Here is a 25,189-nt window from a genome sequence, read left to right as displayed (position 1 = left end):
CGAAAAACTCGCGAAGGGATCTCACTGAGCACTCAGTTGAGTCGCTTCTGATGATTGTTGTGATGGTTCCTGTAATAAGCTCTTATGGCGAAGACTCGCCGCTTGCCTTGCCTGATTGTGGGCAATGCCAAGCACGATTAACCCAGGCCAGAAGAGATAGGCGAGGATCTCTAAATTTTCGCCAAAGGTGTAAAGCAGCAAAATCATCAGTACCGCCATACCGACTGCCGAGAGTCTGGATTGCATCAAACTAGGTAGAAGACTGAGCACACTGACAAATAAGGCTACCGCCAGCGCGAAGGCGCCAACAATTCCCTTCACAAACAATAGACCGTACCAAGTGTGGTGCGAGCCAATCGGCATGTACTCGACCATATGGGGGCCGCGCTCGACAATGCCATGGCCCCAGACAATAGCCTCGTTCGCCCAGCGCTCGAGGGCAATTTGGCCGAGGGCCTCACGCACCCGAGTCGAATCGGCTCTGGCGGCTTTAACACTGTGAATACTGGCTTCGATGCTAGATAGTACCGACTCGCCAAAAATACCCGCTAATAGAAAAACCGGACTCACCAATAAGTACAGCCAAGGGGATTTGGCGTAGCGAATAAAGTTGAAATAACACACGAGAGCAAGACAGCAGAGGATCGCGAGTCTGGATTGCGAGATGAGCACCATCAAGATACTCCCAGCTAAGCCATAGAAGCGATAACGCTTATTGCTTTCCTGCAGGGCAAATAGAAAATAAAAGTTACCCACCATGCCAAGGGCGGGAGCCCAAGGAGTGAAGAGACGCCACCTCGGCATGCCGCTGCCAGGGTCGATTTCATACAAGCTAACGGCGAAAAACTCAGGCCCAGGTCCACCGACAATGCTTAAGGGAGAGACATACAAGGTTGTCGGCAAGTGCAGCAGCCAAGCGAGTACAAACAGCGGAAACAATATTAAGGTATGTTTGCCGACCACGCAGCAGGCGCGGTAAATCAGCTGTGGCCGAATTTGCAGACCGCCAATCAGCGGAAATACCGCCAATAGCGCCCAGCCCTTAGCCCAACCTATGGAGGATTTAATCAGTTGGGCTATGCCTAAATGCTCCACCAAATGACCTATGACTAATGCCAATAGCATCAATAACATAGCAAATATCCAACTTATTATTGGTAACGAAATCCGGCACCCTTCGGCGTAAAACAGCAGCCGGCCGAGTATCCGCAGCACTAAGAGCCACCCGATTACTGGAGCAACCAAGTACATGGCACCTAAGAACCAAAAGAAGTAGGTGCCTGTAATGGCGAGCCAGACTAGTCGTTCGTCAGAATTTTCTGGAGTATAGGTTTGCGTATCCATAGTATGCTCAATCCGACAATGACCATCATTGAGGCGGCGATGCCACCCACTAAGGTTAAAATTAAGCCCAGTTTGTCAGGCTTTTCGGGGCGAGTCGGTGCTGCAAACAGCTGTAATAACGGGTAAGCGGAAAAGATGTCGGCCTTACCCACATCAATTTTTGCAATGGCCGAGGTAAATACTGCGGTCGCAAGTTGATGATCTCGGTGTAAATCCTCAAGCTTGGCGGCATCATCATTACTGTGCTTGAGCCGGGTTTCCCATTCATCAATCTGGGTGCTCAAGGACGCCAGCTCATGGGTTAAGCCTTCATTTTCGGTGGTGATGTTTATCAGCTTTTGCATCAGCTCTGCGCGGCCATCGATATCATCGACTGAGAGGATCAACATCAACTTAGGATCGCAGCGCGTGAGCAATTTTTGGCAGCGACTATGCAGCGCATCCAACATAGTTTTTTGCTCTGTCTTGGCGGTCAGCACTTGGGGATGTTGCTCACCAAAGTGACCATTAAGGCCCACAAGCAGCGCGGTAGACTCGGTATATTTAACTAAGAGTTGTTGGAATAGCTGATCGTTTTTCAGCTTAAGCAAATCAGTGGACTGACTTGCCGTTAGGGATAAGTCGGCCTCCAACAGTTGCTGACTGGCAAGGCCGCCATTGAGTTTAGCGGTCAGATTGACTTGGCTTTGGCGTAAATGCTCAATGGTGACCGCCACTTCCTTAAATTGATCCAGCGAGACCAACCCCGTCTTCGATTGGAAGGCGACAATATTGGCCTGACTCTGATGCACTTTATCGGCAAAGCTCTCAAGCCCCATTCTGACGCCGTTTTCGCGAATATGGATTTCATCGATTCTCAGGTGTGAGAGTGTGCCCTGTAGCGTGCGGTAATGTGCCCAGGCTTTTTGCTCGGCAAGCTCGGCGCTGTTGGCGCTGATACTAAACTCCATTAATCCCGTTTGACTGGGGAGCTTTAATTTAGGCGTGCCCAAAGCTGAGGCCTTAAGATTTAACTGGGCGGCAGCGTCACTTAATAGCTTGTCGCTTAGCGCGATGGCCTTATAGTTTTCCCGCGGGTCGATGGCAGAACTCAGGTAAGGAGAACTGCTCGAGCTGCTGGCTTGCCCCAAACTGTCTAGACTAACGACCGCCCCTGCGCCGGCGCCGGGTAAAATCAGCACCCATTTGCAGGTATAGCGGGTTGGGGTGATGACGATAACAAGACCTGTGATCAGCCAAATCACCGCTAATGCTGATAGCACAGTCTTTAGATACAACTTACGGCGCGCGGGGGCGGGCAAGCTGCTGCCATTGACCAGCGCGCGCTTTAACCACAGTAGAGGGTAGCCTTCCTGAGATGCTTTCATGATCAATTCTCCCTCGCCGAATCATCCTAAGGGTGGCATCATCTGCCACCCAAGCGCTTGTTCCGAGCTACAGCAAACCGAGTAAACTTGCGGGCACCAATAAATCGGTTAGGCTGCGCGCAATCTCACGCACATTGGTTACGCCAGAGTCATAGCAGGCGATACCATCACCTGGGAGCAATACCGGGTTCATTTGTGGCTGCCAAGAATCACGGATTAAGCTGTCGAGTGAGCGCTCAACGATATCGGTTTGATCTGAAAGCGGATTGCGTGTCACTAGCAACACATGACGACTGGCGTTGGTGCTTTGGGCGCCGCCGACACAGTTAGCCGCTATCGCGCCAGTGAGTAAACGTGTGCCGTAGGGAAAACGTGTCGCTTCGGTATCTAACGCAGATTGCGAGTTACTGCTCGCGGGTTGGGTTAAGTTGGAAATAAACACGCGGATCCCAGGCGCGGTGATTTGCGAGGGACGCACGAGTTTGTCCTCAAAATGCCGAGAACTTGGGACAAAGATTTGATCGCCAGCACTCAAGAGAAAACGTGGCACTTGGGTGCCGCTGATCACGCCGGATAAATCCAGTAAAAAATGCTGTTGACCGCGGATCACCCGCACTTGACGGATGTCGGCGTCGGGTCTCACCCCTCCGGAGGCGCGAAGGGCGGCGGCTATGGTGCGATCGCTTGCCTGATCGCCGCTATGGCTCTTGTCATCATCCTTAATCTCGGTATCGGACTTTTGGTTGATAAAGTGCTGCCCGGGCTCAAACACTGAACCCAGTATTGTGACTTCAACCGGCGCCCAGGCGATGGGACTGATATTAACCCGCACACTGCTGGCTTGCATTAATTGCTCATTCACTAAGGTTTGACTGATACGTTTTTTCAAGACGGAGAGGGTTAATCCCTGCGCATTAATCGGCGGTAAATAGGGCAGATAGATTTGGCCGTTGGCATCAATCTCCACATCGGCACTGAAATCCTCGCCATTGAGGACCCCTACACGCAATTTATCACCAACAGAGAGCTGTGCATCGAGGGCGGCCGTATCGCTCAATGTGGCGCTAATGCTTTGAACTTCACTTGGATTAAGACTGATGTTCTCAGCTTGCGCCGTTAACAACTGTTGGTCCGCCTGACGCAGATACGAAGTTTGCGGACCGAAGTAGTGACAATATTCTCCGGCCTGTTGCTGGCAGAGTTGATCCTGTGTCGTACGCAGGGGAGTGACGCAAGCCGTTAACATGCAGATAGCGGCGCCGATAGTCACTTGTGGCAAGGATAAATGGCATTTACCTGCGATATGGGCCAAATGGCTGAGTGTTAACCTTTCCATAATGTCACTCCCTCTTAGCTTAAACCCTGTACGATGCGCTAGTGGCAACTAAAGTGCGCGATGGCTGCATCTTGATTTTCATAGATGCTGAAAATCTGGTGTAAGCGCGTTAGTTCAATCAGGGCGCGTACATGGGCCGAAGGAGACAAGAGTAATATTTCACCATCATGCTGCTGTGCCCGTTTAAGGGCGGAGATCAGTACCGACAAGCCGCTAGAGTCGATGTATTTCACTTGTTCAAGATTGATTATTAAGCGGTTGGTGTTCTGCTCCATATGGCGTAATAGCGCGGCCCTGTGGGTGGGCGTATTGGCCATTATCATCTCTGTAGGAAATATCACTAGGCTCGCGTTGTATTTTTCGAGTGGGAAGAATTTCATGATAATCACCTCTGGCTGCCAGTTAATATTGAAACCGCAGTAACAGATAAGCATTTATCAGGCCAATATTTATAATTAATAAATTCAATTGGTTAGCTTGGCGCAGGCATTAAGGATAGAGCTAGGTTTGAAAATGCATTGCAATTTGCAATTGGAAAGCGCAGCGGGCATGAAACGAAACCTAGCGGTGGAAATTCCCGCCGCTAGGTATGATGGAAATGATCTTTAGTGATGACGCAGTAAGGTTAACCTTAAGTGTGAGCCGAGCACTGTGGTCTGAAACCGCACTGCATCCATCCAGTTATACATGATCCATAAGCCTCTACCATGCTCGCTCAGTTGGTCAGGACATTGGTCGAAGGAAACCTTAGGCACCACGGGCGAGCGGTCCAGTAAATCGACGATAATTCGGTCATGATTACAGTGGACAATCAATACGATGGGCTCACGGGAATCTTCGGTGTGATTTATCACATTACTGACCGCCTCGAGTATGCAGGTAATGACTTTAAATCGTTGGCGCTCATGTACATTTTGCATCAGCATAAACTGCTCTAATTCGGAGCAAAAAGGCTGTTGACTCCATTGGTCATGGGTGAGGTTAAACTGCAAGCTGTTCATAATGCCTCCAAAGCCGCATTGGCATAGTTGGCTGACGGGTAGGTAATTAACATCATCGAAATATCATCTTGAGTTGTGCCGCCTTGCCAGAGTTGTAAGGCATGGCTCAAATGATGCAGCAAGGCTTCATCGCTCAAGCTGTTGGCTTTCGAGCACAGGGTTTGCAAACGCGCTTGGCCGAAAAAACCGAACTTGGGGTGTTGGCACTCATAGGTTCCATCGGAAAATAACAACAAGCGACTGCCAGGTAAGAGGGTGACTAGCTGATCTTGATACTGCACGGCGCCATGGATCCCAAGCGGTAACTCAGTGTCGAGGGGCAAGGGCTCGCAGCCAGTCTCGGTGAGCAGTAACGGCGCGGGATGCCCGGCGCTGCATAGCCTTAGTTCACCCGTCAGCGTATTGATCTTGCCGAGTAACAGAGTCACAAAGCGGCCAGTATTGTCAGGATCGCTTAGCTCGCGATTGACCTGATTCACTATCTCTTGGGGCGATAACCCGCACCAATCGGTACGTTCCATCGACAGACGTTGGGCAAGGCTGACACTCTGCAGCGCGGCGGCGACTCCATGACCCGCGGCATCAATCAGATAAAACCCGAGCTGATCGTCGCCAAGATCGAAACATTGATAGAGATCGCCAGCAAGATAACTCGCGGGCTGAAACTCATGGTGTAACTGCCAGCCCCTTGGCAAGGTTTTACTGCGGGGCAGTAATTCTCGCTGCACCTTAGCGGCAGAAAACAAATCCTGTTTTATGGTGCAGAGCAAGGCGGATTCTTTCGCAAGCCCTTGCTGTAGCAGTTGATTGTTACGGCTCAAATTATGTTGCAGCTGCACGATACGCATCGCGGCTAACATCCTAACCTTTAACAATTCCGGTAGAAAAGGCTTACAGATAAAGTCATCGGCACCCGCTTCAATACCTAACACTATGTCGGCAGTTTGATTATTGGCCGTCAGCAAAATCACAAAGGGTGGCAGATGATTATTTTTAACGATTTGGCATAGCTCGATGCCGCTCATCTCAGGCATGCGCCAATCGCTGACTAAAATATGCACTTCATTCTGCTGCAAGTAATCCAGCGCAGCCTTACCGTTACTGCGACTCTCCACCACCCAACCAAACTGTCTTAGCAGGTGAGTGATATAAAAGCGCTCGCAATCTGTGTCTTCCACGACCAGCACAGACAAGGTAAAGGCTTGAATCGATGTGAGCGAAGAGAGCGGCATAGTCTGACTCCTGCAAAGGGAATATTCTCGAATAGCAAGAGCTATGCCCATTTAAAAAAAGCCAACTAATTGAGGTTGATACTGCAAAGGATTGCCGAAAAGCGCAGGCTTAAGACTGATTTTTGCCATCTTGTTGCAAAATGCAAAACCCTCATCCATAGTGAGTTTATCTCAGGCGAAATGTTCTCCAAGGTGATTGTTTTTATTGATGGTATTTTTTATGGCACAGGGGTTGCTGATGCAGCATAGGGGCAAAGTGTTTTATGTCCTATATGTAGAATGCATATCATTGAGAAAAGGACATTTAGCATGGCTCAGTTTTCCAGATTGTGCGTCAAGGCAGCGCCTAACAATGCCATAAAATGGCAGCTTATCTATCTGATAATATTCGTAATGGCTTGGGTATCGCCGACTTATGCGCAGGATACCAATCCCCCTGATACCCCAAAACCGACGCTGATTTTTGGCGTAGTACCCCAGCAGTCAGCCACTCAACTCGCAAAGCTGTGGCCACCGATCCTCGCCGCCTTGTCTGAAAATGCAAATTATCAATTGCAATTTGCAACGGCGCCCGACATTCCCACCTTTGAGCGGCGGCTCAAGGCAGGGGAATACGATATTGCCTATATGAATCCCTATCACTATGTGGTGTTTCATGACAGCCCGGGTTATTTGGCCTTAGCGCGTGAAAAGGATAAAAAGCTCAAAGGCTTGCTTGTGGTACGCAAGGATTCTCCCATCAAATCGTTAGCCCAATTAGAGGGAAAAACCTTGGCTTTTCCAGCGCCCGCCGCATTTGCAGCCAGTGTGCTACCTCGGGCACATCTGCAGCAGGCCAATCTTAATGTGCAGGTAAAATATGTAGGCTCCCATGACTCAGTATATTTAGCCGTGCTGCAAGGGCTTGTAGATGCGGGCGGCGGTGTGCAGCGCACCTTCAATAATCTGAGCGAGGCGCAAAAACAGCAATTAACAGTATTGTGGCAAACGCCGACCTATACGCCCCATGCTATCGCAACGCATCCACGTGTCTCGGCGGCGCAGCGTCAAATGCTACTCGAGCGGTTAATGGCACTCTCGACGACGGCGCAGGGCAAAGCCTTATTAGAATCGGTTGATTTTTCAGCGTTTACCGCGGCAGAAGATCAGGATTGGGATGATGTCCGCTCGCTCAAACTCGGCTCCTTAACCAAACCGCTCGGGGAGAAATAGTGTGTCGTTTAGACTGAAAACAATTTTAGGGATCGCCTTAATCGAAGGTTTATTACTGTTTTTGCTGGTGTATACCAGCATTAACTACCTTAAGTTGTCTAATCAGTCGCAAATTGAAAAACGGGCCGAAACCACATTAACGCTGTTCTCTGTGGCGGCGCAGGATGCGGTGATCAGTAACGATCTGGCGACATTACATTCGTTAATTCAAGAGCTGTTAAGCCACAGCGAAGTCTTGTATGTCACTGTGTCAGATCAGAGCCGCATTTTGGCCTATGGCGGCGCCGATAAATACATTCAGGTTTCGCATCAAGCGGATAAGCATCTGGATCAAGTCAAGGATGGGATCTTCGATCTCGAATATCCCATTGAAGTCAATGGCTATCTTTTCGGCAAAGTGAACATGGGGTTTGAGACCCAGAGCCTTGATAATCTGGTTCATACAGTGACACAACAGATCCTCTCAATCGCTGGGGTTGAAATGTTGCTGGTGGCCTTGTTTTCATTGCTACTCGGGCATTATCTCACCCGAAACTTAACTCAGCTAACCAGCGCTTCGAAACGCATTCTCGCGGGTGAGCTAGGGGTGAGGGTGCCTGTCAAAGGCAAGGATGAAATCGCCCAGATGACCCGCGCCTTTAACAATATGGTCGATAAAGTCGATGCAAGGACTAAGGCATTAGAGGCGGCAAATATCCGTCTCAATACCATTCTTGAGTCGGCGGTCGATGGCTTTGTGATCATCAATGAGTTCGGCATTATCACCGACATCAACCCCGCCGTCAGTCGACTCTTTGGTTATGCTCATAATGAACTGATTGGCCAGAATGTATCGATTTTTATGCCATTCGACCAAAGGCCATTGCACGATGGCTACATTCAGCAGTACTTCACAACCCATGTTGCCAAAATCATCGGCACTAGCCGCGAGTTAACGGCGCAACGTAAGGACGGCCAGCTATTTCCCATCGCTTTATCCGTGTCGCAAATGAGCATCGATAATCGGGCGATGTTTATCGGTTTAGTCAAAGACTTATCCGAAGCGAAACGCAAAGAAATCGCCGCGGCGAAAACCGAGTCAGTGCTGCTTGCCACCTTAGCGGCGAGCCAAGATTGCTTAATTACTATCGATATGTCGGGCAAAGTCATTGAATTTAACCTCGCGGCCACTAGGCTGTTTGGTTATAGCCGTGAGGAGGCTGTCGGCGCCTTATTGGAGGATTTAATTATCCCCGAAGACAAACAACAGGGGCATAAGCGAGGCATTGAACGTTATCGCCGCACTGGCGAAGGGAGAATGCTCAATAAACGGGTCGAATTACTCGCGCGCTGCAAGGCGGGCAATCTAATCCCCATCGAGCTTGAGGTGGTACCGATCCAACTCGGGGATGAAGTGCTGTTTACGGCATTTTTGCGGGATATTTCCGAGCGCAAAGCCAACGAGCAAAAACTACAGCAGGCAAAGGAACAAGCCGAGCAGGGCAGTAAAGTGAAATCGCGTTTCTTAGCCACCATGAGCCATGAGATCCGCTCACCGCTAAACGCAATTTTAGGCGGGGTGGAATTGTTACTCGACTCATCCTTAAGTAAAGACCAACGCATTCACGCCAATATCGCACGGGAAGCGGGCAGTGCTTTACTGCATACGATTAACGATATCTTGGATTTCTCGAAGATTGAAGCCGGGCAGATGGTGCTCGAGTCCCATGAGTTTGAGCCAGATAAACTGGTTGCTCAAGTGCTGCAAATTCTTGAGCCCAAAGCCTTCGAAAAGGGGTTAGAGCTGGTCAGTTTTGTGAATCGAAATGTGCCAAGAACCGTGGTTGGCGATCAGCAGCGCTTACGTCAAGTGCTGCATAATCTCGTCGATAATGCGATTAAGTTCACGGCATCCGGCACCATCACAGTGGAAATGTGGATCCCCGATAATCACCAAACCGAGGTGCAACTCTATTGCCGTGTCACTGACTCTGGTATTGGTATCTCTGCGGAGGCGCAAAGCAAACTATTCAAAGAGTTTAGCCAAGTACACGATACCCATAACACAAACTACAAGGGTACGGGCCTAGGTTTGGCCATCTGTAGCGAGCTTATCACTATGATGGGCGGCACGATTGAGCTGCAAAGTGAACTTGGTCAGGGCAGTCGCTTTACTTTTTATGTGTCTTTGCAATTGCTTGAGGGGAATTTCTGCCACAGTCATTATTTCCCCGCCCATTCTCGGGTTCTGCTTGCCCACCATGATGCAACTTGGCTATCGCTCGTCTCGAAACAATATTCGCAATACGGAGTAGAGACGGTTGAAGTGATGGACTGGCAATCGATAAAACGGGCGAAAAAAATAAAAGGTCAATTCAACCTGATTTTGCTCGACGAAGGTTTCTTTTTGGATGTAAACGAACAGGATGTCAATCGCTTAAGGCAAGCGCATTTAACCGCCGATGGTTCTATGGTGGCCTTGGTATCGGGTATGAGCACCGAAATAACCCATTCGCTCGCTACATTAGGGTTAGATCAAGTCGTCAATAAGCCTCTAAGCCGCGCCATGCAGTTGGCACTCTTAAGTAAAGATGCGCTGGCGAATGAGTTTGAAGAAGAATATGTGGCCCAAGAGAAATTCCAAGGCCATATCCTCCTCGCCGAAGACAGCCCCGCGAACCAAATTATTGCCGGAACCATGCTCACCAAGGCAGGGTTCGATGTCACTTATGCCTGCAACGGGCTTGAAGCGGTTAAGTTGGTCGTCGAAAAGCCCTTCGATCTCGTCTTGATGGATGTGCGTATGCCCGAGATGGATGGACTCGAGGCCACGGAAGTCATCCTGCAAAATCAGCCTGAGCAAGTTATTTTGGCGATGTCGGCCAATGTGATGAAAGAAGAGATAGAGCATTGCTATCAAGTCGGGATGAAGGACTTTATCGCTAAGCCCGTCAAACAAAAGACCTTACTGCATGCCATTCAAAAATGGTTGCCCAATGCCGTTGTCAGTTTACCAAGCTCACATAAACCCGCTGAAAATACAGCGAGTTTACTCGATGAACAACTCTTAGCGGAGCTTGAACATACCTTAGGTAAAGCGAGTCTATCGAACATGATGACGATCTTCTGTGATGAATTGGCGCAGCGGCTTAATCAGTTAAGCGAACTCGAATCGACGCAAGTGGACGAGATTGAAGATCAAGCGCACACTCTAAAAAGCAGTTCAGGCAGTTTCGGGGCGACGGCGCTGTTCTTATTAGCTCAGAAATTAGAAGCCTGTGCCCGTCAGCAACAGCTCGGTGCCATTCCCGAGCTGATGGCACAGATTGATGTCCTCGGAAAACAGACTCACAGTCTATTAACGGAACGATTTATTCAATAGGGATAGCTATGAATTATTCAGCATTATTGGTTGAAGACAGTATGTCACTCGGTGCGCTCTATACGGAGTATTTGCGCGCGGAGGATATTAATGTAACCCATGTGCATTACGGCGCGGATGCCCTAAAGGAATTATCGAACTGGCAGCCCGATCTGTTAATTCTCGATATTAAGCTGCCGGATATGTCGGGGCTCGACATCCTTAAGCAAGTGCAGCAGAGTCATCCCCATATCAGCACCATTATGATCACCGCCCACGGCAGCATCGATATTGCCATCGATGCGATGCGCTCAGGGGCGTTCGACTTCTTAGTTAAACCCTTCGATGCCAAGCGACTATCGATTACGGTGCGTAATGCCCTTAAACAAAAGCAATTACTCGAGCTTGTGACTCAGTATGAAAACAGCTTGCCAAAAGGGCATTATCAAGGGTTTATCGGCGATTCGCTAGCAATGCAGAGCGTGTACAAAACCATTGATTGTGTCGCCAACAGTAAGGCATCGGTTTTTATTATGGGGGAGAGTGGCACGGGTAAAGAAGTCTGCGCTCAAGCCATTCACCAAGTCGGCAATCGCGCCGACAAACCCTTTATCGCCTTAAACTGCGCATCAATCCCGAAAGAACTGATTGAAAGCGAAATTTTTGGCCACTGCAAAGGGGCATTCACCGGCGCCCATAACAATCGGGATGGCGCCGCGACCCGAGCCGACGGCGGCACCTTGTTCCTCGACGAAATCTGCGAAATGGATTTAGAACTGCAGAGCAAATTACTGCGGTTTATCCAAACAGGGACCTTTCAACGGGTGGGCGGCTCTAAAGAAGAGCATGTGGATATTCGTTTTATCAGTGCGACCAATCGCGAGCCCTGGGAAGAAGTCAAACTTGGGCATTTCCGTGAGGATTTGTTTTATCGCTTGCATGTTATTCCTATCGAACTGCCGCCCCTGCGCGCACGTGGGAATGACGTGCTCTTGTTGGCCAAACAATTATTAAAAACCTATACCAAAGAAGAAGGTAAAAAGTTTATCGACTTTAATCCACAAGCTGCAGCCATGCTACAAGCCTATGATTGGCCAGGCAATGTAAGGCAACTACAGAACGTGATCCGTCAGATTGTGGTACTCAATGACGCAAGCCATGTCGAGCCAAGTATGTTCCCCGTACCGCTAAAGCCGCTAGCACAGCCTCAAACAAAAGTTCAGCAGAAGACTAAGATGCAGGTCGAAACGACAAAACTGGACATTGATACACCCGTTCAAGTGGCGAGCCGCGAATTATCGGCAGAGTCTACGCAAGAGGCGCATACACAAACTGCTGAGCAACAGCGGATCCAACCGCTTTGGTTAACCGAGAAGCAAACGATAGAAGGGGCGATTGCCCTGTGCGACGGTAATGTCCCTAAAGCGGCCGCGCTGCTGGACATTAGCCCATCGACCATTTATCGCAAACGCATGACATGGGAAGAACAAGCGGAACGTTCAAGCTAATAATTGCTCCGTTTTGAGCCGCAGACACTTGCGTTAACAAGAGCCTCAACAGATAGCTAAACAATGAGCTTTCACATTGAACGTCAACAGTGTTTGCGGTTAGGTGTTTATCCTCTTTTGTAGCGCAAGCCAAGGCTGCGCTAAATCTCAAGTGTGCTAACGCTGAGTGGTTCGCTTTAACTCACAATCGACACGTGAATATAATCAATAACTGCGCTTGGTTTTGAAGAAGGCAAGTAGCTGTTTTTGTTTACCCGCTTCGGATAACACATCATGGCAAGCCTTACTGGCGTTGCCGACTCCCACCACGTTTTGATCGACCATTTCAACCGTCGATGAGATATTTCTGGAAATGTCTTCGGTCACGCTGGATTGTTCACTCGAGGCCGTGGCAACCACGGTATTAACATTAGAAATCGCATTGACTGAGGCCGAAATCCCTTGGAAAGCTCTGCGCACTTTTTCCGATACCATTTGAGACTCATCCAGCAAACTGGTATTGGCCTTCATATAATGGTCGGCTTTTTCCGCCTGAGACTGTAATTTTGAAATAATTTCTTGGATATCAATGGTGGATTGTTGGGTTTTAGCCGCAAGAGAGCGAACCTCATCGGCAACAACGGCAAAACCGCGACCCGCTTCTCCAGCCCTTGCCGCTTCAATCGCCGCATTAAGTGCCAGTAGGTTGGTTTGTTCGGAAATACTGGTAATCACATCAATAACAGAACCAATTTCGATGGAATAGTCTTTCAACTGATTCACAATCGAGCCTGAATCTCGGATCGCCGCCCCAATTTTGACTGAAATATTATCGGACTCGCCGAGGGATTTATTGCCTTCAGAGACATTGCCCATCGCCTCACCGGCACTGGTTTCGGCCTCGGTCGCATTTTTACTCACTTCTAGCGCGGTACTGGACATTTCATTGAGCGCCGTCGCAATTTGCTCGACCTGCACCAGCATTTGCTGGGAATTATGTTCAACCTGATTCATGGTTGAGGCGAGGATTTCGGCCGAAGTCGCGGTATTGTCGGCAACGGTAATTAATTGCTCGGTCATCTCAGAAATTTTATCGGCAGTCTCATTACAGCCCTGGGCCAAAACACCCAATTCATTATTGCCAATATCGGCAATGCGCTCGGAAAGATCGCCATTAGCCAACTTCGCCATAAAACTCTGCACGGTTTTAATCGATGTAATAATAAATTTTGAGATAGCCGTCGACGTCACTAACACCAACAATGACACTATGACCAAAATGAATAACATTATTTTGATCGATTCATCGTAAATCACATCGCCATAGCTGCTTGCGTCCTGCGCGCCTTTGTAATTCAGGTCTGATAATTTCAGCAATAAATCCGAGTATTCGTTATACGCCTCGAGTGATTCCGTCAGCAGCAATTGCTTAGCATCTTCGTTTTTATTTGCCCGTGACAGTATAAGCAGCTTCTGGTGAACGATCAGATATTCCTTATATAAGCGCTGAAAATCATTGAAGATATTTCGTTCTTCATTGCCGCTGATCAGTTGCTCATAGGTGTGGATAGAGTCATCGATTTGCGCTTTGGTTTTCTCCAGTTCTCGCTCAGTATCCCGCATCTGTCCTTCATCCAGCGAGAGAATATGCCGGGATTCTAATACCCTAAGATCTGCGGTTTGACCGTTGAGTCGCTCGATGACCCGCACGGCTGGCAACCAGTCATTGGATATGACGGTGGACTGTTCATTGATGACTTGCATTTTGCTCATTGCCATCATGGTTAACCCTAGAATTGCAATAATAGGAATCGCAAAAGCGCCAAGTAATAGGTGACTTATCTTTAGATTACGCATGTAAACCCCAGCAATGATGACTATGCTCAAATTCAGTTAAAAAAGCCTAATATAGGTATTTTTCCTTCCATAGATATATAAGTCAGAGTCTTCACTTTCGCTATGTCCACACAATGAATATTTGAATTGCAATAGTGACTTGCTTGTTTGCGAATACTGTTGTGATGCAGGCAAGATGACCCCATTAAATGCCGAAATAAAAATACCTAGAATCTTAGTCGATTTGCCGCTGGCGAAATGAAAACACATTTTACAATCGGTGTGGCGGTTACGGCTCACTCATGATGGTCACTAGGATTTCTTTAGCTATTTAGGACGGGGGGCAGTGGATAAGTTATCAAATGTATCTTGTGCCTACAGGTTTGGCACGAATTGGGCACAAATTTAGAAAAACGGCGAATTGGGGGGAAATTGCGGTAAATGTGGATTAAGCAAAAGAGGCAAAATCAGGTAGAGCCGAAGGGTGGGGCATGTTTGAATGTTTTTGCAAAAAACTAAAACAGGCTCGAAGATTTTATCTTAGGCACAAATAAAAACTAAGTATCTTGATGGAAGATTATATTAAATTGAGGTTTTACAGGGAGTTAAAGCGAGAAATGGTACACCCGAGTGGACTCGAACCACCGACCCCTACCATGTCAAGGTAGTGCTCTAACCAACTGAGCTACGGGTGCACTGTTTGAATTTCAAAATTTATACTCTTTTAAGAGAGTGGTACACCCGAGTGGACTCGAACCACCGACCCCTACCATGTCAAGGTAGTGCTCTAACCAACTGAGCTACGGGTGCATTGTTTTAATCGTTTTCTCAACACAACTTTGCGTTGTGCTTCGGAACGAGCGCTATATTAGGGGGATAGCGAAAGGCTGGCAAGCAAAAAAATGAATTTTATTGCCAAATGGTGAATTGCTGTGCAACTTGTCCAGTGTTTCAGCAAAGTTGTTGATAAAACGGCAAGTTAGACTGTGATGAGGGCCCAAATGACCCCGCACGAAATAAAACGGCGAGCCAAATGCTCGCCGTTTTATCTTTCAATCTGCTTAATGATGTACGCTGTCACCTTCAATCAAACTTAAATGCACACCATGCTTTTGAATATAACGAAGGCGGATGAAAAACAGCAGCGCCGCCGAGGTGAGGCCGGCAATTAATCCTGTCCAAAAACCATGGGCGCCCATGGCGGGTACGATAAAGTCGGTATACGCCAAGGTATAACCTAATGTCATGCCAATGCCCCAGTAGGAAAACAGCGTAATATAAAACGCACTGCGGGTATCTTTATATCCACGCAAGGCGCCGGCGGCGACCACTTGAACTGAGTCAGATAATTGATACAGCGCGGCCATCAGCATCAAACTGCCCGCAAGTACCACCACTTCTGGATCGCTGTTATACAACTCGGCGATTTGGAAGCGGAATAACACCGTTAAGATTGCCGTCGACAAGGCCAATGAAAGCGCCAACCACAATCCAACCTTTGCCACCACGGCAGAAATATCCGCGCGATCGCGGCCAAGGTAATAGCCAATACGAATCGAGACGGCAATACCAATCGAGAGTGGCAACATAAATACTATGGCGGAGAAGTTCAGCGCAATCTGATGGCTGGCCACCACAGTCGCGCCTAATGGCGCCAACAGCAGGGCAATAATTGCAAATAGGCTCACCTCAAAGAAGAGTGCCATCGCAATCGGCATCCCAAGCTTAGTCATCTTCTTCATGGTGGCAAAATCAGGGCGATGGAACTGGCTAAAGGGCGCCAATGCGGCAAACTTTTTATGGAACTGCATATAAATCGTCATGGCAATCAACATGGCCCAAAAGACTAAAGCAGTCGCGATACCACAACCGGCACCGCCCATGGCTGGCACGCCGAAATGGCCATAAATAAAGATATAGTTTGCCGGAATATTCACCGCTAACCCCACGAATCCGATGATCATGGTCGGTAATGTGTAAGAAATCCCTTCACTGCAACCGCGTAATACCTGATAGAGCACAAATGCGGGCGCGCCCCATAAAATACCGTCGATATATCCTATGGTTAAGTTGTACAATTGGGGCTCTAAATTCATATGGCTGAGCACGAGTGGTGCGGATGCGAGAAACGCCATCACGCCAAGGCCACCAATTAAGGCCAGATAAGCGCCTTGAAACGCCAGCGGTTGAATGGCTTTCTGATTATTTGCGCCATTGTGATGGGCAAATAACGGCGTAAACGCCATCAACAGCCCTTGGACAAATAAGATGGCGGGTAACCAAAGACTGGTTCCTACGGCCACGGCGGCCATATCGACAGCACTGACGCGGCCCGCCATGACAGTATCGATAAACCCCATCATGGTTTGTGTTACTTGGGCGATCAACACTGGGAGTGCGAGTTGAATTAAGCGTTTGGCCTGAAAGCCTGAATGATTCATAAATACAGCCTTTAACGAATAAGCGAGCAAAAAATGTTTACTGGTATAGTTCAAGCCACCTGCGAGGTGGTTGCAATACATAAGAAAGATGGCCTAAATACCCTTGAGGTAGCGTTTAAACCTGATTTGCATGAGGGACTTGCGATTGGTGCAAGTGTGGCAAATAACGGGGTATGTCTGACGGTGACTCAGGTCGTTGATGATAGGGTATTTTTCGCTGTAGTGGAAGAGACCTTAAGGTTGACAAACCTTGCTAATTTGACTGTTGGCCAGCGGGTGAACATCGAGCGTTCTTTGACGTTTGGCAGCGAAATCGGCGGTCATATCCTCTCGGGACACATTCATACTAAGGCGAAAGTGAGTCACATTAGTCATACAGAGCAGCATTATGATCTGACCTTAAGTGTCGAGCCTAAATGGATGAACTATATCCTTTATAAAGGCTTTGTCGGGGTAAACGGTTGCAGCTTAACGGTAGGCGAGGTGACCGAAAGTAGTTTTATGCTGCACTTGATCCCAGAAACCCTCAAATTAACCAATTTAGGCCAGTGTCAGGTTGGTGATGAGTTAAATATCGAAATTGACAGCCAAACCCAAGCGATCGTCGACACCGTCGAGCGCGTGCTGGCCAAACGTTTTAGCGGCCAATCTTAATTCACATGCCTAATAAATTTGCTCGTCGTCCGAGTCAATATATAACTCAATGGTGCGGCGGGCATCATCCACATGTAAACGCAGGTGGATGGGATTACAACAAATTCGGCAGTCATCGTAATAATCCTGATCGCCGCTGCTGGCATCAATACTAATATGTTGATGGTGTCCGCAGTGGGGGCAGGCAATCACTTTATTCATGATCCTCATGGCGCAACTCCTCTCTAACGAATGCTAGGGATGACACTTGTCGCTAAGCCATCACACTGGCTTTAGTTGAGTATACAAGAATGTGCTATTGCAACTTAGATAAAGTCGGTATCAAAATCTTATTAACTAGATTTTTCCGTTCCGCTCAGCGCTTGGTACTTTTTTCACAGATATTTATCTAGCGTAAAAACCGTCAAGCATGCGCACCAGTTAAGTTATGTAAGTTATGTTAAGTTAACTCAATCCTTTACTGTCATCAGTTCGACAGGCGCAGTCGGTAATATGCCTTCCTCTATATTGTCACTAATGGCCTGCGATAACTGTTCTATCTGCAGCAAAAGCTCGGCGTGGATGTCGGCCTGCAAACCAATGGCGTCAAATTGCACCGCTTGGCGTTGAACTGCTCGGGGTTCAGGTTGAGTGAGTGGCGTGGGGCTAACTGGGATTGGGTTCTGGGCGACTTGGCTAAGTGCAACCGTTAATAGGATACTCGTGAACATACCAACTCCTTTGGCTTCATTATTTACAGCGATGCGACTGCGCGATAAACCTCCAACCCACCCGCAATCATTTAACGCGCATAGCGTAGGGGCGTTAAATGACTGCCACATGAACGATTGACTGCAATATGATGAATTCACAGCAAACTTTGCCGATGATGTTAATAAAGGAGCAAATTTGGGGGCTAAGCCTCGCAATTGGGCCATTTAACTTGCGTGCCTTAAAGACTATCCCGTAGAATAACTGTCCTGCTACGCAAGGCGGCTAAGACTCCTGTACTGTCTTAACCTCGCGAGCATTCTCTTTTTACTTAATCACCATGTGGCCCTACGTGTGGGTCACCACTGGACAAGGATATTTCATGCCTGTAATTACACTTCCTGATGGTAGCAAACGCGAGTTTGCACATCCCGTATCGACTCTCGATGTTGCCGCTGATATCGGCCCTGGTCTTGCTAAAGCCTGTATCGCTGGTCGCGTGAATGGCGAACTAAAAGACGCTTGCGATCTGATCGAAACCGATGCTGAACTTTCTATTATTACCGCTAAAGACGAAGAAGGTATTGAAATCCTTCGCCATTCTTGCGCGCATTTATTAGGCCATGCAATCAAGCAATTATGGCCACAAACCAAGATGGCGATCGGTCCTGTGATCGATAACGGCTTCTACTACGACATCGATCTTGAGCACAAGCTGACTCAAGAAGATATCGAAGCCCTCGAAAAACGTATGCTTGAACTGGCTAAGACCAATTACGACGTAGTCAAACGCGTTGTGAGCTGGCAAGAAGCCCGTGATACCTTCGCCGCCCGCGGTGAAGAATACAAGATCGCGATTCTGGATGAGAACATCAGCAAAGATGCGACTCCAGCGCTCTATCATCACGAAGAATACACTGACATGTGCCGTGGTCCACACGTGCCAAACATGCGTTTCTGCCATCATTTCAAGTTGATGAGCATTGCCGGCGCTTATTGGCGCGGTAACTCTGAAAACAAGATGCTGCAACGTATTTACGGTACTGCATGGGCGGATAAAAAAGCCCTGAGCACCCATTTAGCCCGTCTTGAAGAAGCGGCTAAACGTGACCACCGTAAGATTGGTAAGCAGCTTGACCTCTACCATATGCAAGAAGAAGCACCAGGCATGGTGTTCTGGCATAACGATGGTTGGAGCATCTTCCTCGAATTAGAACGTTTCATTCGCCGTAAGTTAAATCAATACACTTACCAAGAAGTGAAAGGTCCGTTGATGATGGACCGCGTACTGTGGGAACGCTCTGGTCACTGGGATAAATACTCAGAAGCCATGTTCACAACCAGCAGTGAGAACCGTGAATACGCAGTTAAGCCAATGAACTGCCCTGGCCACGTACAGATCTTCAACCAAGGCTTGAAATCTTACCGTGATCTGCCACTGCGTATGGCGGAATTTGGTTGCTGTCACCGCAATGAGCCATCAGGTTCGCTGCACGGTTTGATGCGCGTACGTGGTTTTACTCAAGACGATGCCCATATCTTCTGTACTGAAGATCAAGTTCAAGCAGAAGTGAGTTCTTGTATCCAAATGGTATACGACACTTACTCGACATTTGGCTTCGAAAACATCGTTGTAAAACTGTCGACTCGCCCAGAAAAACGTATCGGTGACGATGCGATGTGGGACAGAGCCGAAGAAGCACTCAAGCAGGCTTTACGTGCGAACAACATTGAATTCACCATTTTACCGGGTGAAGGCGCCTTCTACGGTCCTAAGATTGAGTTCACGCTACACGACTGTTTAGACCGTGCATGGCAATGCGGTACTGTGCAATTAGACTATGCATTACCAAGCCGTTTAGGTGCAACTTATGTCGCCGAAGATAACAGCCGTCAAACGCCTGTGATGATCCATCGTGCGATTTTAGGCTCGTTGGAGCGTTTCTTAGGTATTTTGATCGAAGAATACGCAGGTCGTTTCCCAACTTGGTTGGCTCCAATGCAAGTTGTCGTGATGAATATCACCGACAAACAGGCTGATTATGTTGAAGAAGTGGTCAAATTCTTCAAAGAACAAGGTATTCGCGCCTCATTTGACTTGAGGAATGAGAAAATAGGCTTTAAAATACGCGAGCACACCTTAAGGCGTGTTCCTTATTTATTGGTCGTTGGCGATCAGGAAATGGAAAATAAGGAAGTTGCGGTGCGTACACGTGATGGCGTTGACTTAGGTAAGATGCGAATCGAAGATTTCGCCGCTAAGATCCATCAACAAATTTCGCTCCGTAGTCTCAAATTGTTGGAGGAATAGGTCATAAAGATCAAGAAAACAGCAGGGCGTCAGCTGGCCCCTAATAGAATCAATGAAGAAATCACAGGTGTACCAGAAGTACGCTTAACTGGCATTGATGGTGAAGCTATTGGTGTGGTAAGCATCAGAGATGCTCAGAATTTGGCAGATGAAGCGGGTGTAGACCTAGTCGAAATTAGTCCAAACGCTGAACCTCCAGTATGTCGCATTATGGACTACGGTAAGTTCCTGTTTGATAAAGCGAAAGCTCAAAAGGAACAAAAGAAGAAGCAAAAACAGGTTCAGGTTAAGGAAATCAAATTCCGTCCTGGAACTGACGAAAACGACTATCAGGTAAAACTACGCAACCTGATACGTTTTCTGGAAGACGGGGACAAAGCGAAAATTACGCTGCGTTTCCGAGGCCGCGAAATGGCTCACCAAAACCTGGGTATGGATCTGCTGAACCGTATCAAAACAGATTTGGATGAGTATGCAATTGTTGAATCCTTCCCGAAAATGGAAGGCCGACAAGCCATTATGGTGCTAGCGCCTAAAAAGAAATAAGTAGGGCAACCTATAAAAGTAGCGAAGGCTATATGCCTTCGCTCGCCTTGCTTTTTATTTAACATCCCAATGCGGAGTTTTAGTAATGCCTAAAATGAAAACCGACAGAGGTGTAGCGAAGCGTTTTAAGAAAACCGCTAATGGTTTCAAGCGCAAGCAAGCCCATTTACGTCACATTCTGACCAAAAAGAGCACTAAGCGTAAGCGTCACTTACGTAACAAGTGTTTAGTTGCTAAAGTTGACGTTCCAGCAATCGCGCGTCAATTACCATACGCTTAATTTAGGAGATTAGAAAATGCCAAGAGTTAAGCGTGGTGTAACCGCACGTGCTCGTCACAAGAAAGTTTTAAAATTAGCTAAAGGTTATTATGGCGCTCGTAGCCGTACTTACCGCGTTGCTGTTCAAGCAGTAACTAAAGCTGGTCAATATGCTTACCGTGACCGTCGTCAGAAAAAACGTCAATTCCGTCAACTGTGGATTGCACGTATTAATGCTGCAGCTCGTCAAAATGGTCTGTCTTACAGCCGTTTCATCAACGGTCTGAAAAAGGCGTCTATCGAAATCGATCGTAAGATTTTGGCTGACATCGCTGTATTCGACAAAGTTGTATTCGCAACTTTAGTTGAAAAAGCAAAAGAAGCGTTAAACTAAGCAATTAGTTTGTCGCACTTAAGAGGGGACCATTTGGTCCCTTTTTTTGTTGCTGCTGTGACCGTCTTAAATAGCGTTGAGGCTTGCTTCAAGCGAGTCACAAAAACAGATAAAAAAATAGCAGGCTAATGCCTGCTATTTCATTTGAGTGGGCGAGCACCCGTAAAAATCACACTCAATTGTTCTTCGCGTAATTACTTTTTAGCGTCTAAGTAACGCTCAGCATCTAATGCTGCCATACAACCTGTACCCGCAGAGGTAATCGCTTGACGGTAATGTTGGTCCATAACGTCACCTGCGGCAAAAACACCTTCGATGCTGGTTTGGGTCGCGTTACCTTGAAGGCCGCTTTGTACCTTCAGATAACCGTTGTTCATCTCTAATTGGCCTTCGAAAATCCCAGTATTTGGGCTGTGACCAATGGCCACAAACACGCCGGTAACGGCCAGATCTGTGATAGCGCCATCTTTGGTGCTTTTCATTTTCAAGCCTGTTACACCCATAGCATCACCAACCACTTCTTCCATGGTTTGGTCAAGGTGCAGGATAATGTTGCCGTTAGCCACTTTATCCATTAAACGGTCGATAAGGATTTTCTCTGAGCGGAAAGTGTCACGGCGATGAATTAAGTGCACTTCGGCGGCGATGTTACTCAAATAAAGTGCTTCTTCAACGGCAGTGTTACCACCACCAATGACGGCAACTTTCTGATTGCGATAAAAGAAACCATCACAGGTCGCACAGGCCGATACGCCGCGTCCTTTAAACGCTTCTTCAGACTCAAGTCCTAAGTAACGAGCAGAAGCACCTGTCGCAATGATCAGCGCATCACAAGTGTATTCGCCATTGTCGCCTTTTAAACGGAAAGGGCGCTCAGTCAGCGTCACTTCATTGATATGGTCGAAAAGGATTTCAGTATCAAACTTTTCCGCATGTTTTTGCATACGTTCCATTAATGCTGGACCCGTTAAGTCTTCTGCATCACCTGGCCAGTTTTCAACTTCAGTCGTGGTCGTTAACTGACCACCTTGCTGCATACCTGTGATCATCACAGGCTTTAAGTTTGCGCGCGCAGCATAAACTGCTGCCGTGTATCCTGCGGGACCTGAACCTAAAATCAATAGGTTACTGTGTCTGACTTGGCTCATTTTTCTCTCCGTGCCTTTAGCAAATTGCATGGATTGTATGGAATTTACCTGTAGGGGTAAAGCGCTGTTTGGTGATTCTTTTAGATTATGCTAATCGAATCCTAAGGCAAATTGTCAGCCTGAGTTTACTAAGGCTTTGGCTTATATCAATCACATTAAATATCTAATCAGTTCAGAGCCTCGCAGGCATTTCAATCCAAGGCGCATTGACGCAGAAATGGTCATTCCCTTTTAAGTCAATGTAACACCGGAGTGGGATGCCTGTGTGGCTCCCAAAGGGCAGCTGATGTTCACTGTATGGCAACGCGCTTTATTGCGTTTAAGGCTTTCGACAGAGCGCCACTATGCCTTCAAGCCTTAGCCTTGTCTAAAGCGCGTTGAATTCCCGCTGAATGAACAGATATTTAATACGATTGGTATTAAGCCCCGCACGGGTGAAGATATTTGTGATCAGCATAAAAAATCGGCCTCAACAAAGTGAGGCCGAACAAAGCAGAGTAGGTCAGAAGGACCTAGGCTCTCATATGATTAGGCTAATAAACTTGCTGGCGCTGTGTACTCAAGATTTAATGCTTGCGCCACTTCTTTACAAACCAGTTTGCCGTGCATCACGTTCAAACCGTTCAGTAAGTGTTTGTCTTGTAGTAGGGCAGCTTTATAACCTAAGTTAGCTAACTTAAGGATATAAGGCAGAGTCGCGTTATTCAGGGCGAAGGTTGAAGTGCGGGCAACAGCACCTGGCATGTTCGCGACACAGTAATGCACTACGTCATCAACGATGTAAGTTGGATCTTGGTGAGTCGTTGCATGTGAAGTTTCCACACAACCACCTTGGTCGATTGCTACGTCAACGATAGCACTGCCTGGCTTCATGCGAGCGATCATGCTACGTGTCACAAGCTTAGGCGCCGCAGCACCTGGAATTAATACGCCACCAATCACGAGATCAGCCTCTAATACATGGCGCTCAATCGCATCGGCAGTTGAGTAAACAGCCTTAACTGCAGAACCAAATTGTACGTTTAAGCGGCGCAGTGCATCGATGCTACGATCAAGAACAACCACATCAGCACCCATGCCCACAGCCATTTGTGCAGCATTGGTACCAACCATACCACCGCCGATGATCACAACTTTTGCAGGCTCTACACCTGGTACACCGCCTAAAAGCATGCCGCGGCCACCGGATGATTTTTCCAGCGCCATCGCACCCGCTTGGATTGACATGCGACCAGCCACTTCTGACATTGGGGCCAGCAAAGGTAAGCCACCACGGTCATCGGTTACTGTTTCGTAAGCGATACATACGGCACCACTTTTAATTAAATCTTCAGTTTGCGGTAAATCCGGCGCTAAATGCAGATAAGTGAATAAAATCTGGTCATGACGAAGCATAGCGCGTTCAACTGCTTGAGGCTCTTTTACCTTTACGATCATCTCTGCTTTAGCAAAGACTTCAGCAGCAGTTGCTAATATTTCGGCACCTGCATCAACATAATCCTGATCTGAAAAACCAATTCCCGTGCCGGCATTCGTTTCGACAAACACTTCATGACCTTTGATGGTCAATTCGCGAACGCTTGAAGGAACCATACCGACACGATACTCGTGGTTTTTAATTTCCTTTGGTACACCAATAATCATTTTTGAGCCTCAATTGCCTGAAAAACCCACTTTTAATGGGCATAATTGTTATTTTATCGTGACCTGAACGTGATTAATTCAGGGATATCTAGTATAGTATCGGCGACGCAGTTTATGCTGCTGAACTTTAGACATACGTAGAATAAAATGTTGTTTTAGTGATAAAGCAAGGTTAAATAAATGGCATATAATAAAAAGAGTCCTGTAAAAGACTTGGATCGCATCGATCGCAACATTCTTAATGAATTACAAATTGATGGACGCATTTCAAATGTGGAACTGTCTAAAAGAGTAGGATTAAGTCCCACTCCGTGTTTAGAAAGAGTGAAACGACTCGAAAAGCAAGGATATATCAACGGCTATACCGCCTTGGTTAATCCTCATTTCTTGGGTGCATCCCTACTGGTATTCGTGGAAATCACCTTGAGCCGTGATACTCCCGAAGTATTTGATAAGTTTAATCGCGCTGTGCAACTGTTAGATGATATTCAAGAGTGTCATCTGGTTTCTGGTGACTTTGACTACTTATTGAAGACACGTGTTTCTGATATGTCAGCTTATCGCCGTTTACTCGGTGAGACGCTGCTGAAATTACCTTCAGTGTCCGATACCCGTACTTACGTGGTGATGGAAGAAGTGAAACACACGAGTCGTGTCGCGATAAACCATCTGCTCTCCGATATTTAATACCCTGAACGTTTACAATAAGGGGCCTAGGCCCCTTATTTATTCCTACGCTCGACGCCTTGCTTAGCCCTTAGGTTTGCCAGCTTAAGGGCGAATTTTTATCTGGTTTTTATCTTCTGTTCCGCGGGTAAATTGGTTGCATAATAGTCAGTTAATGCTGAAAACCTGTGCTTTAGGTCATTAGCGCCGATTTTTTGCCTTGTACCAGTAATTCTTAGGATAAAAACGCCCTAAGATGCTCCACATTTAGTGGGATTCTG

At 47.5% G+C, this 25,189-nt stretch carries 21 protein-coding genes and 2 tRNA genes; 9 read left to right on the top strand and 14 right to left on the bottom strand.

Annotated features, from left to right (window positions below):
- Positions 1–21 precede the first annotated feature (21 nt).
- The 6 genes from M0415_RS05165 to M0415_RS05140 form a co-directional block, all read right to left on the bottom strand.
- On the bottom strand, positions 22–1,344 hold the full coding sequence (locus M0415_RS05165; RefSeq protein ID WP_249555218.1) for an O-antigen ligase family protein: 1,323 nt from the start codon (positions 1,342–1,344) through the stop codon (positions 22–24).
- Positions 1,299–2,711, bottom strand: coding sequence for a GumC domain-containing protein (locus M0415_RS05160; protein ID WP_249555220.1), 1,413 nt, complete (start codon positions 2,709–2,711; stop codon positions 1,299–1,301). Before M0415_RS05160 ends, M0415_RS05165 begins: the two co-directional genes overlap by 46 nt.
- Before the next feature lie 67 nt (positions 2,712–2,778).
- On the bottom strand, positions 2,779–4,047 hold the full coding sequence (locus M0415_RS05155) for a polysaccharide biosynthesis/export family protein (RefSeq protein ID WP_249555223.1): 1,269 nt from the start codon (positions 4,045–4,047) through the stop codon (positions 2,779–2,781).
- A 38-nt stretch (positions 4,048–4,085) separates the two neighbouring features.
- A complete protein-coding gene (locus M0415_RS05150) occupies positions 4,086–4,427 on the bottom strand; it encodes an STAS domain-containing protein (RefSeq protein ID WP_249555225.1) in 342 nt (113 codons plus the stop codon).
- A gap of 225 nt (positions 4,428–4,652) precedes the next feature.
- Entirely contained in the window at positions 4,653–5,048 is a 396-nt protein-coding gene (locus tag M0415_RS05145; RefSeq protein WP_249555227.1) for an ATP-binding protein, read from the bottom strand.
- Complete coding sequence (locus tag M0415_RS05140) at positions 5,045–6,280, bottom strand: SpoIIE family protein phosphatase (protein WP_249555229.1); 1,236 nt, start codon at positions 6,278–6,280, stop codon at positions 5,045–5,047. The genes M0415_RS05145 and M0415_RS05140 overlap by 4 nt, the downstream gene beginning before the upstream one ends.
- Before the next feature lie 309 nt (positions 6,281–6,589).
- Between M0415_RS05140 and M0415_RS05135 the strand changes: the two genes are divergently transcribed.
- Genes M0415_RS05135 through M0415_RS05125 form a run of 3 tightly spaced genes read left to right on the top strand, consistent with a single transcriptional unit; the run spans position 6,590 to position 12,340 of the window.
- The gene (locus M0415_RS05135) at positions 6,590–7,492 is read left to right on the top strand and encodes a phosphate/phosphite/phosphonate ABC transporter substrate-binding protein (protein WP_249555231.1); all 903 of its coding nucleotides are present in this window, start codon (positions 6,590–6,592) and stop codon (positions 7,490–7,492) included.
- Position 7,493: 1 nt separating this feature from the next.
- Positions 7,494–10,853 (top strand): PAS domain S-box protein, encoded by a 3,360-nt coding sequence (locus tag M0415_RS05130; protein ID WP_249555232.1) that lies wholly within the window; start codon positions 7,494–7,496, stop codon positions 10,851–10,853.
- An 8-nt stretch (positions 10,854–10,861) separates the two neighbouring features.
- Complete coding sequence (locus M0415_RS05125; RefSeq protein WP_249555240.1) at positions 10,862–12,340, top strand: sigma-54-dependent transcriptional regulator; 1,479 nt, start codon at positions 10,862–10,864, stop codon at positions 12,338–12,340.
- 204 nt (positions 12,341–12,544) lie between these two features.
- Here the strand turns inward: M0415_RS05125 and M0415_RS05120 are convergent, their stop codons facing one another.
- The 4 genes from M0415_RS05120 to M0415_RS05105 form a co-directional block, all read right to left on the bottom strand.
- A complete protein-coding gene (locus M0415_RS05120) occupies positions 12,545–14,176 on the bottom strand; it encodes a methyl-accepting chemotaxis protein (protein ID WP_249555242.1) in 1,632 nt (543 codons plus the stop codon).
- A gap of 597 nt (positions 14,177–14,773) precedes the next feature.
- A tRNA-Val gene (locus tag M0415_RS05115) sits at positions 14,774–14,850 on the bottom strand.
- A gap of 38 nt (positions 14,851–14,888) precedes the next feature.
- A tRNA-Val gene (locus tag M0415_RS05110) sits at positions 14,889–14,965 on the bottom strand.
- Positions 14,966–15,216: 251 nt separating this feature from the next.
- A complete protein-coding gene (locus tag M0415_RS05105) occupies positions 15,217–16,596 on the bottom strand; it encodes an MATE family efflux transporter (RefSeq protein ID WP_249555244.1) in 1,380 nt (459 codons plus the stop codon).
- 33 nt (positions 16,597–16,629) lie between these two features.
- Between M0415_RS05105 and M0415_RS05100 the strand changes: the two genes are divergently transcribed.
- Positions 16,630–17,250, top strand: coding sequence for a riboflavin synthase subunit alpha (locus M0415_RS05100; RefSeq protein ID WP_249555246.1), 621 nt, complete (start codon positions 16,630–16,632; stop codon positions 17,248–17,250).
- Positions 17,251–17,259: 9 nt separating this feature from the next.
- Here M0415_RS05100 and M0415_RS05095 read toward each other — a convergent pair whose 3' ends face one another.
- Both M0415_RS05095 and M0415_RS05090 read right to left on the bottom strand, forming a co-directional pair.
- Positions 17,260–17,460, bottom strand: a complete 201-nt coding sequence (locus M0415_RS05095; RefSeq protein ID WP_011622722.1) for a CPXCG motif-containing cysteine-rich protein — start codon at positions 17,458–17,460, stop codon at positions 17,260–17,262.
- Between the two features lie 239 nt (positions 17,461–17,699).
- Positions 17,700–17,960: a hypothetical protein gene (locus M0415_RS05090; RefSeq protein WP_249555249.1), complete on the bottom strand. Its 261-nt coding sequence runs from the start codon at positions 17,958–17,960 to the stop codon at positions 17,700–17,702.
- 362 nt (positions 17,961–18,322) lie between these two features.
- Here M0415_RS05090 and thrS point away from each other — a divergent pair, with 362 nt between their 5' ends.
- The 4 genes from thrS (at position 18,323) to rplT (ending at position 21,450) form a co-directional block, all read left to right on the top strand.
- Positions 18,323–20,251, top strand: a complete 1,929-nt coding sequence (gene thrS, locus M0415_RS05085) for a threonine--tRNA ligase (protein ID WP_011622724.1) — start codon at positions 18,323–18,325, stop codon at positions 20,249–20,251.
- 3 nt (positions 20,252–20,254) lie between these two features.
- On the top strand, positions 20,255–20,797 hold the full coding sequence (gene infC, locus M0415_RS05080; RefSeq protein ID WP_084294816.1) for a translation initiation factor IF-3: 543 nt from the start codon (positions 20,255–20,257) through the stop codon (positions 20,795–20,797).
- Between the two features lie 85 nt (positions 20,798–20,882).
- Entirely contained in the window at positions 20,883–21,077 is a 195-nt protein-coding gene (rpmI, locus tag M0415_RS05075; protein ID WP_011072303.1) for a 50S ribosomal protein L35, read from the top strand.
- 16 nt (positions 21,078–21,093) lie between these two features.
- Complete coding sequence (gene rplT, locus M0415_RS05070; protein ID WP_006081652.1) at positions 21,094–21,450, top strand: 50S ribosomal protein L20; 357 nt, start codon at positions 21,094–21,096, stop codon at positions 21,448–21,450.
- 194 nt (positions 21,451–21,644) lie between these two features.
- Here the strand turns inward: rplT and trxB are convergent, their stop codons facing one another.
- Both trxB and ald read right to left on the bottom strand, forming a co-directional pair.
- A complete protein-coding gene (gene trxB, locus M0415_RS05065) occupies positions 21,645–22,598 on the bottom strand; it encodes a thioredoxin-disulfide reductase (RefSeq protein WP_249555251.1) in 954 nt (317 codons plus the stop codon).
- Positions 22,599–23,126: 528 nt separating this feature from the next.
- Positions 23,127–24,242, bottom strand: coding sequence for an alanine dehydrogenase (ald, locus tag M0415_RS05055; RefSeq protein WP_011717031.1), 1,116 nt, complete (start codon positions 24,240–24,242; stop codon positions 23,127–23,129).
- A 180-nt stretch (positions 24,243–24,422) separates the two neighbouring features.
- Here ald and lrp point away from each other — a divergent pair, with 180 nt between their 5' ends.
- Positions 24,423–24,929 (top strand): leucine-responsive transcriptional regulator Lrp, encoded by a 507-nt coding sequence (gene lrp, locus M0415_RS05050; protein WP_007647640.1) that lies wholly within the window; start codon positions 24,423–24,425, stop codon positions 24,927–24,929.
- Positions 24,930–25,189: the final 260 nt, after the last annotated feature.

Origin of the sequence: Shewanella sp. 10B, assembly GCF_023475885.1 — a bacterium.
Classification (GTDB): domain Bacteria; phylum Pseudomonadota; class Gammaproteobacteria; order Enterobacterales; family Shewanellaceae; genus Shewanella; species Shewanella mangrovisoli.
This window is presented reverse-complemented; position numbering and strand designations above follow the sequence as displayed.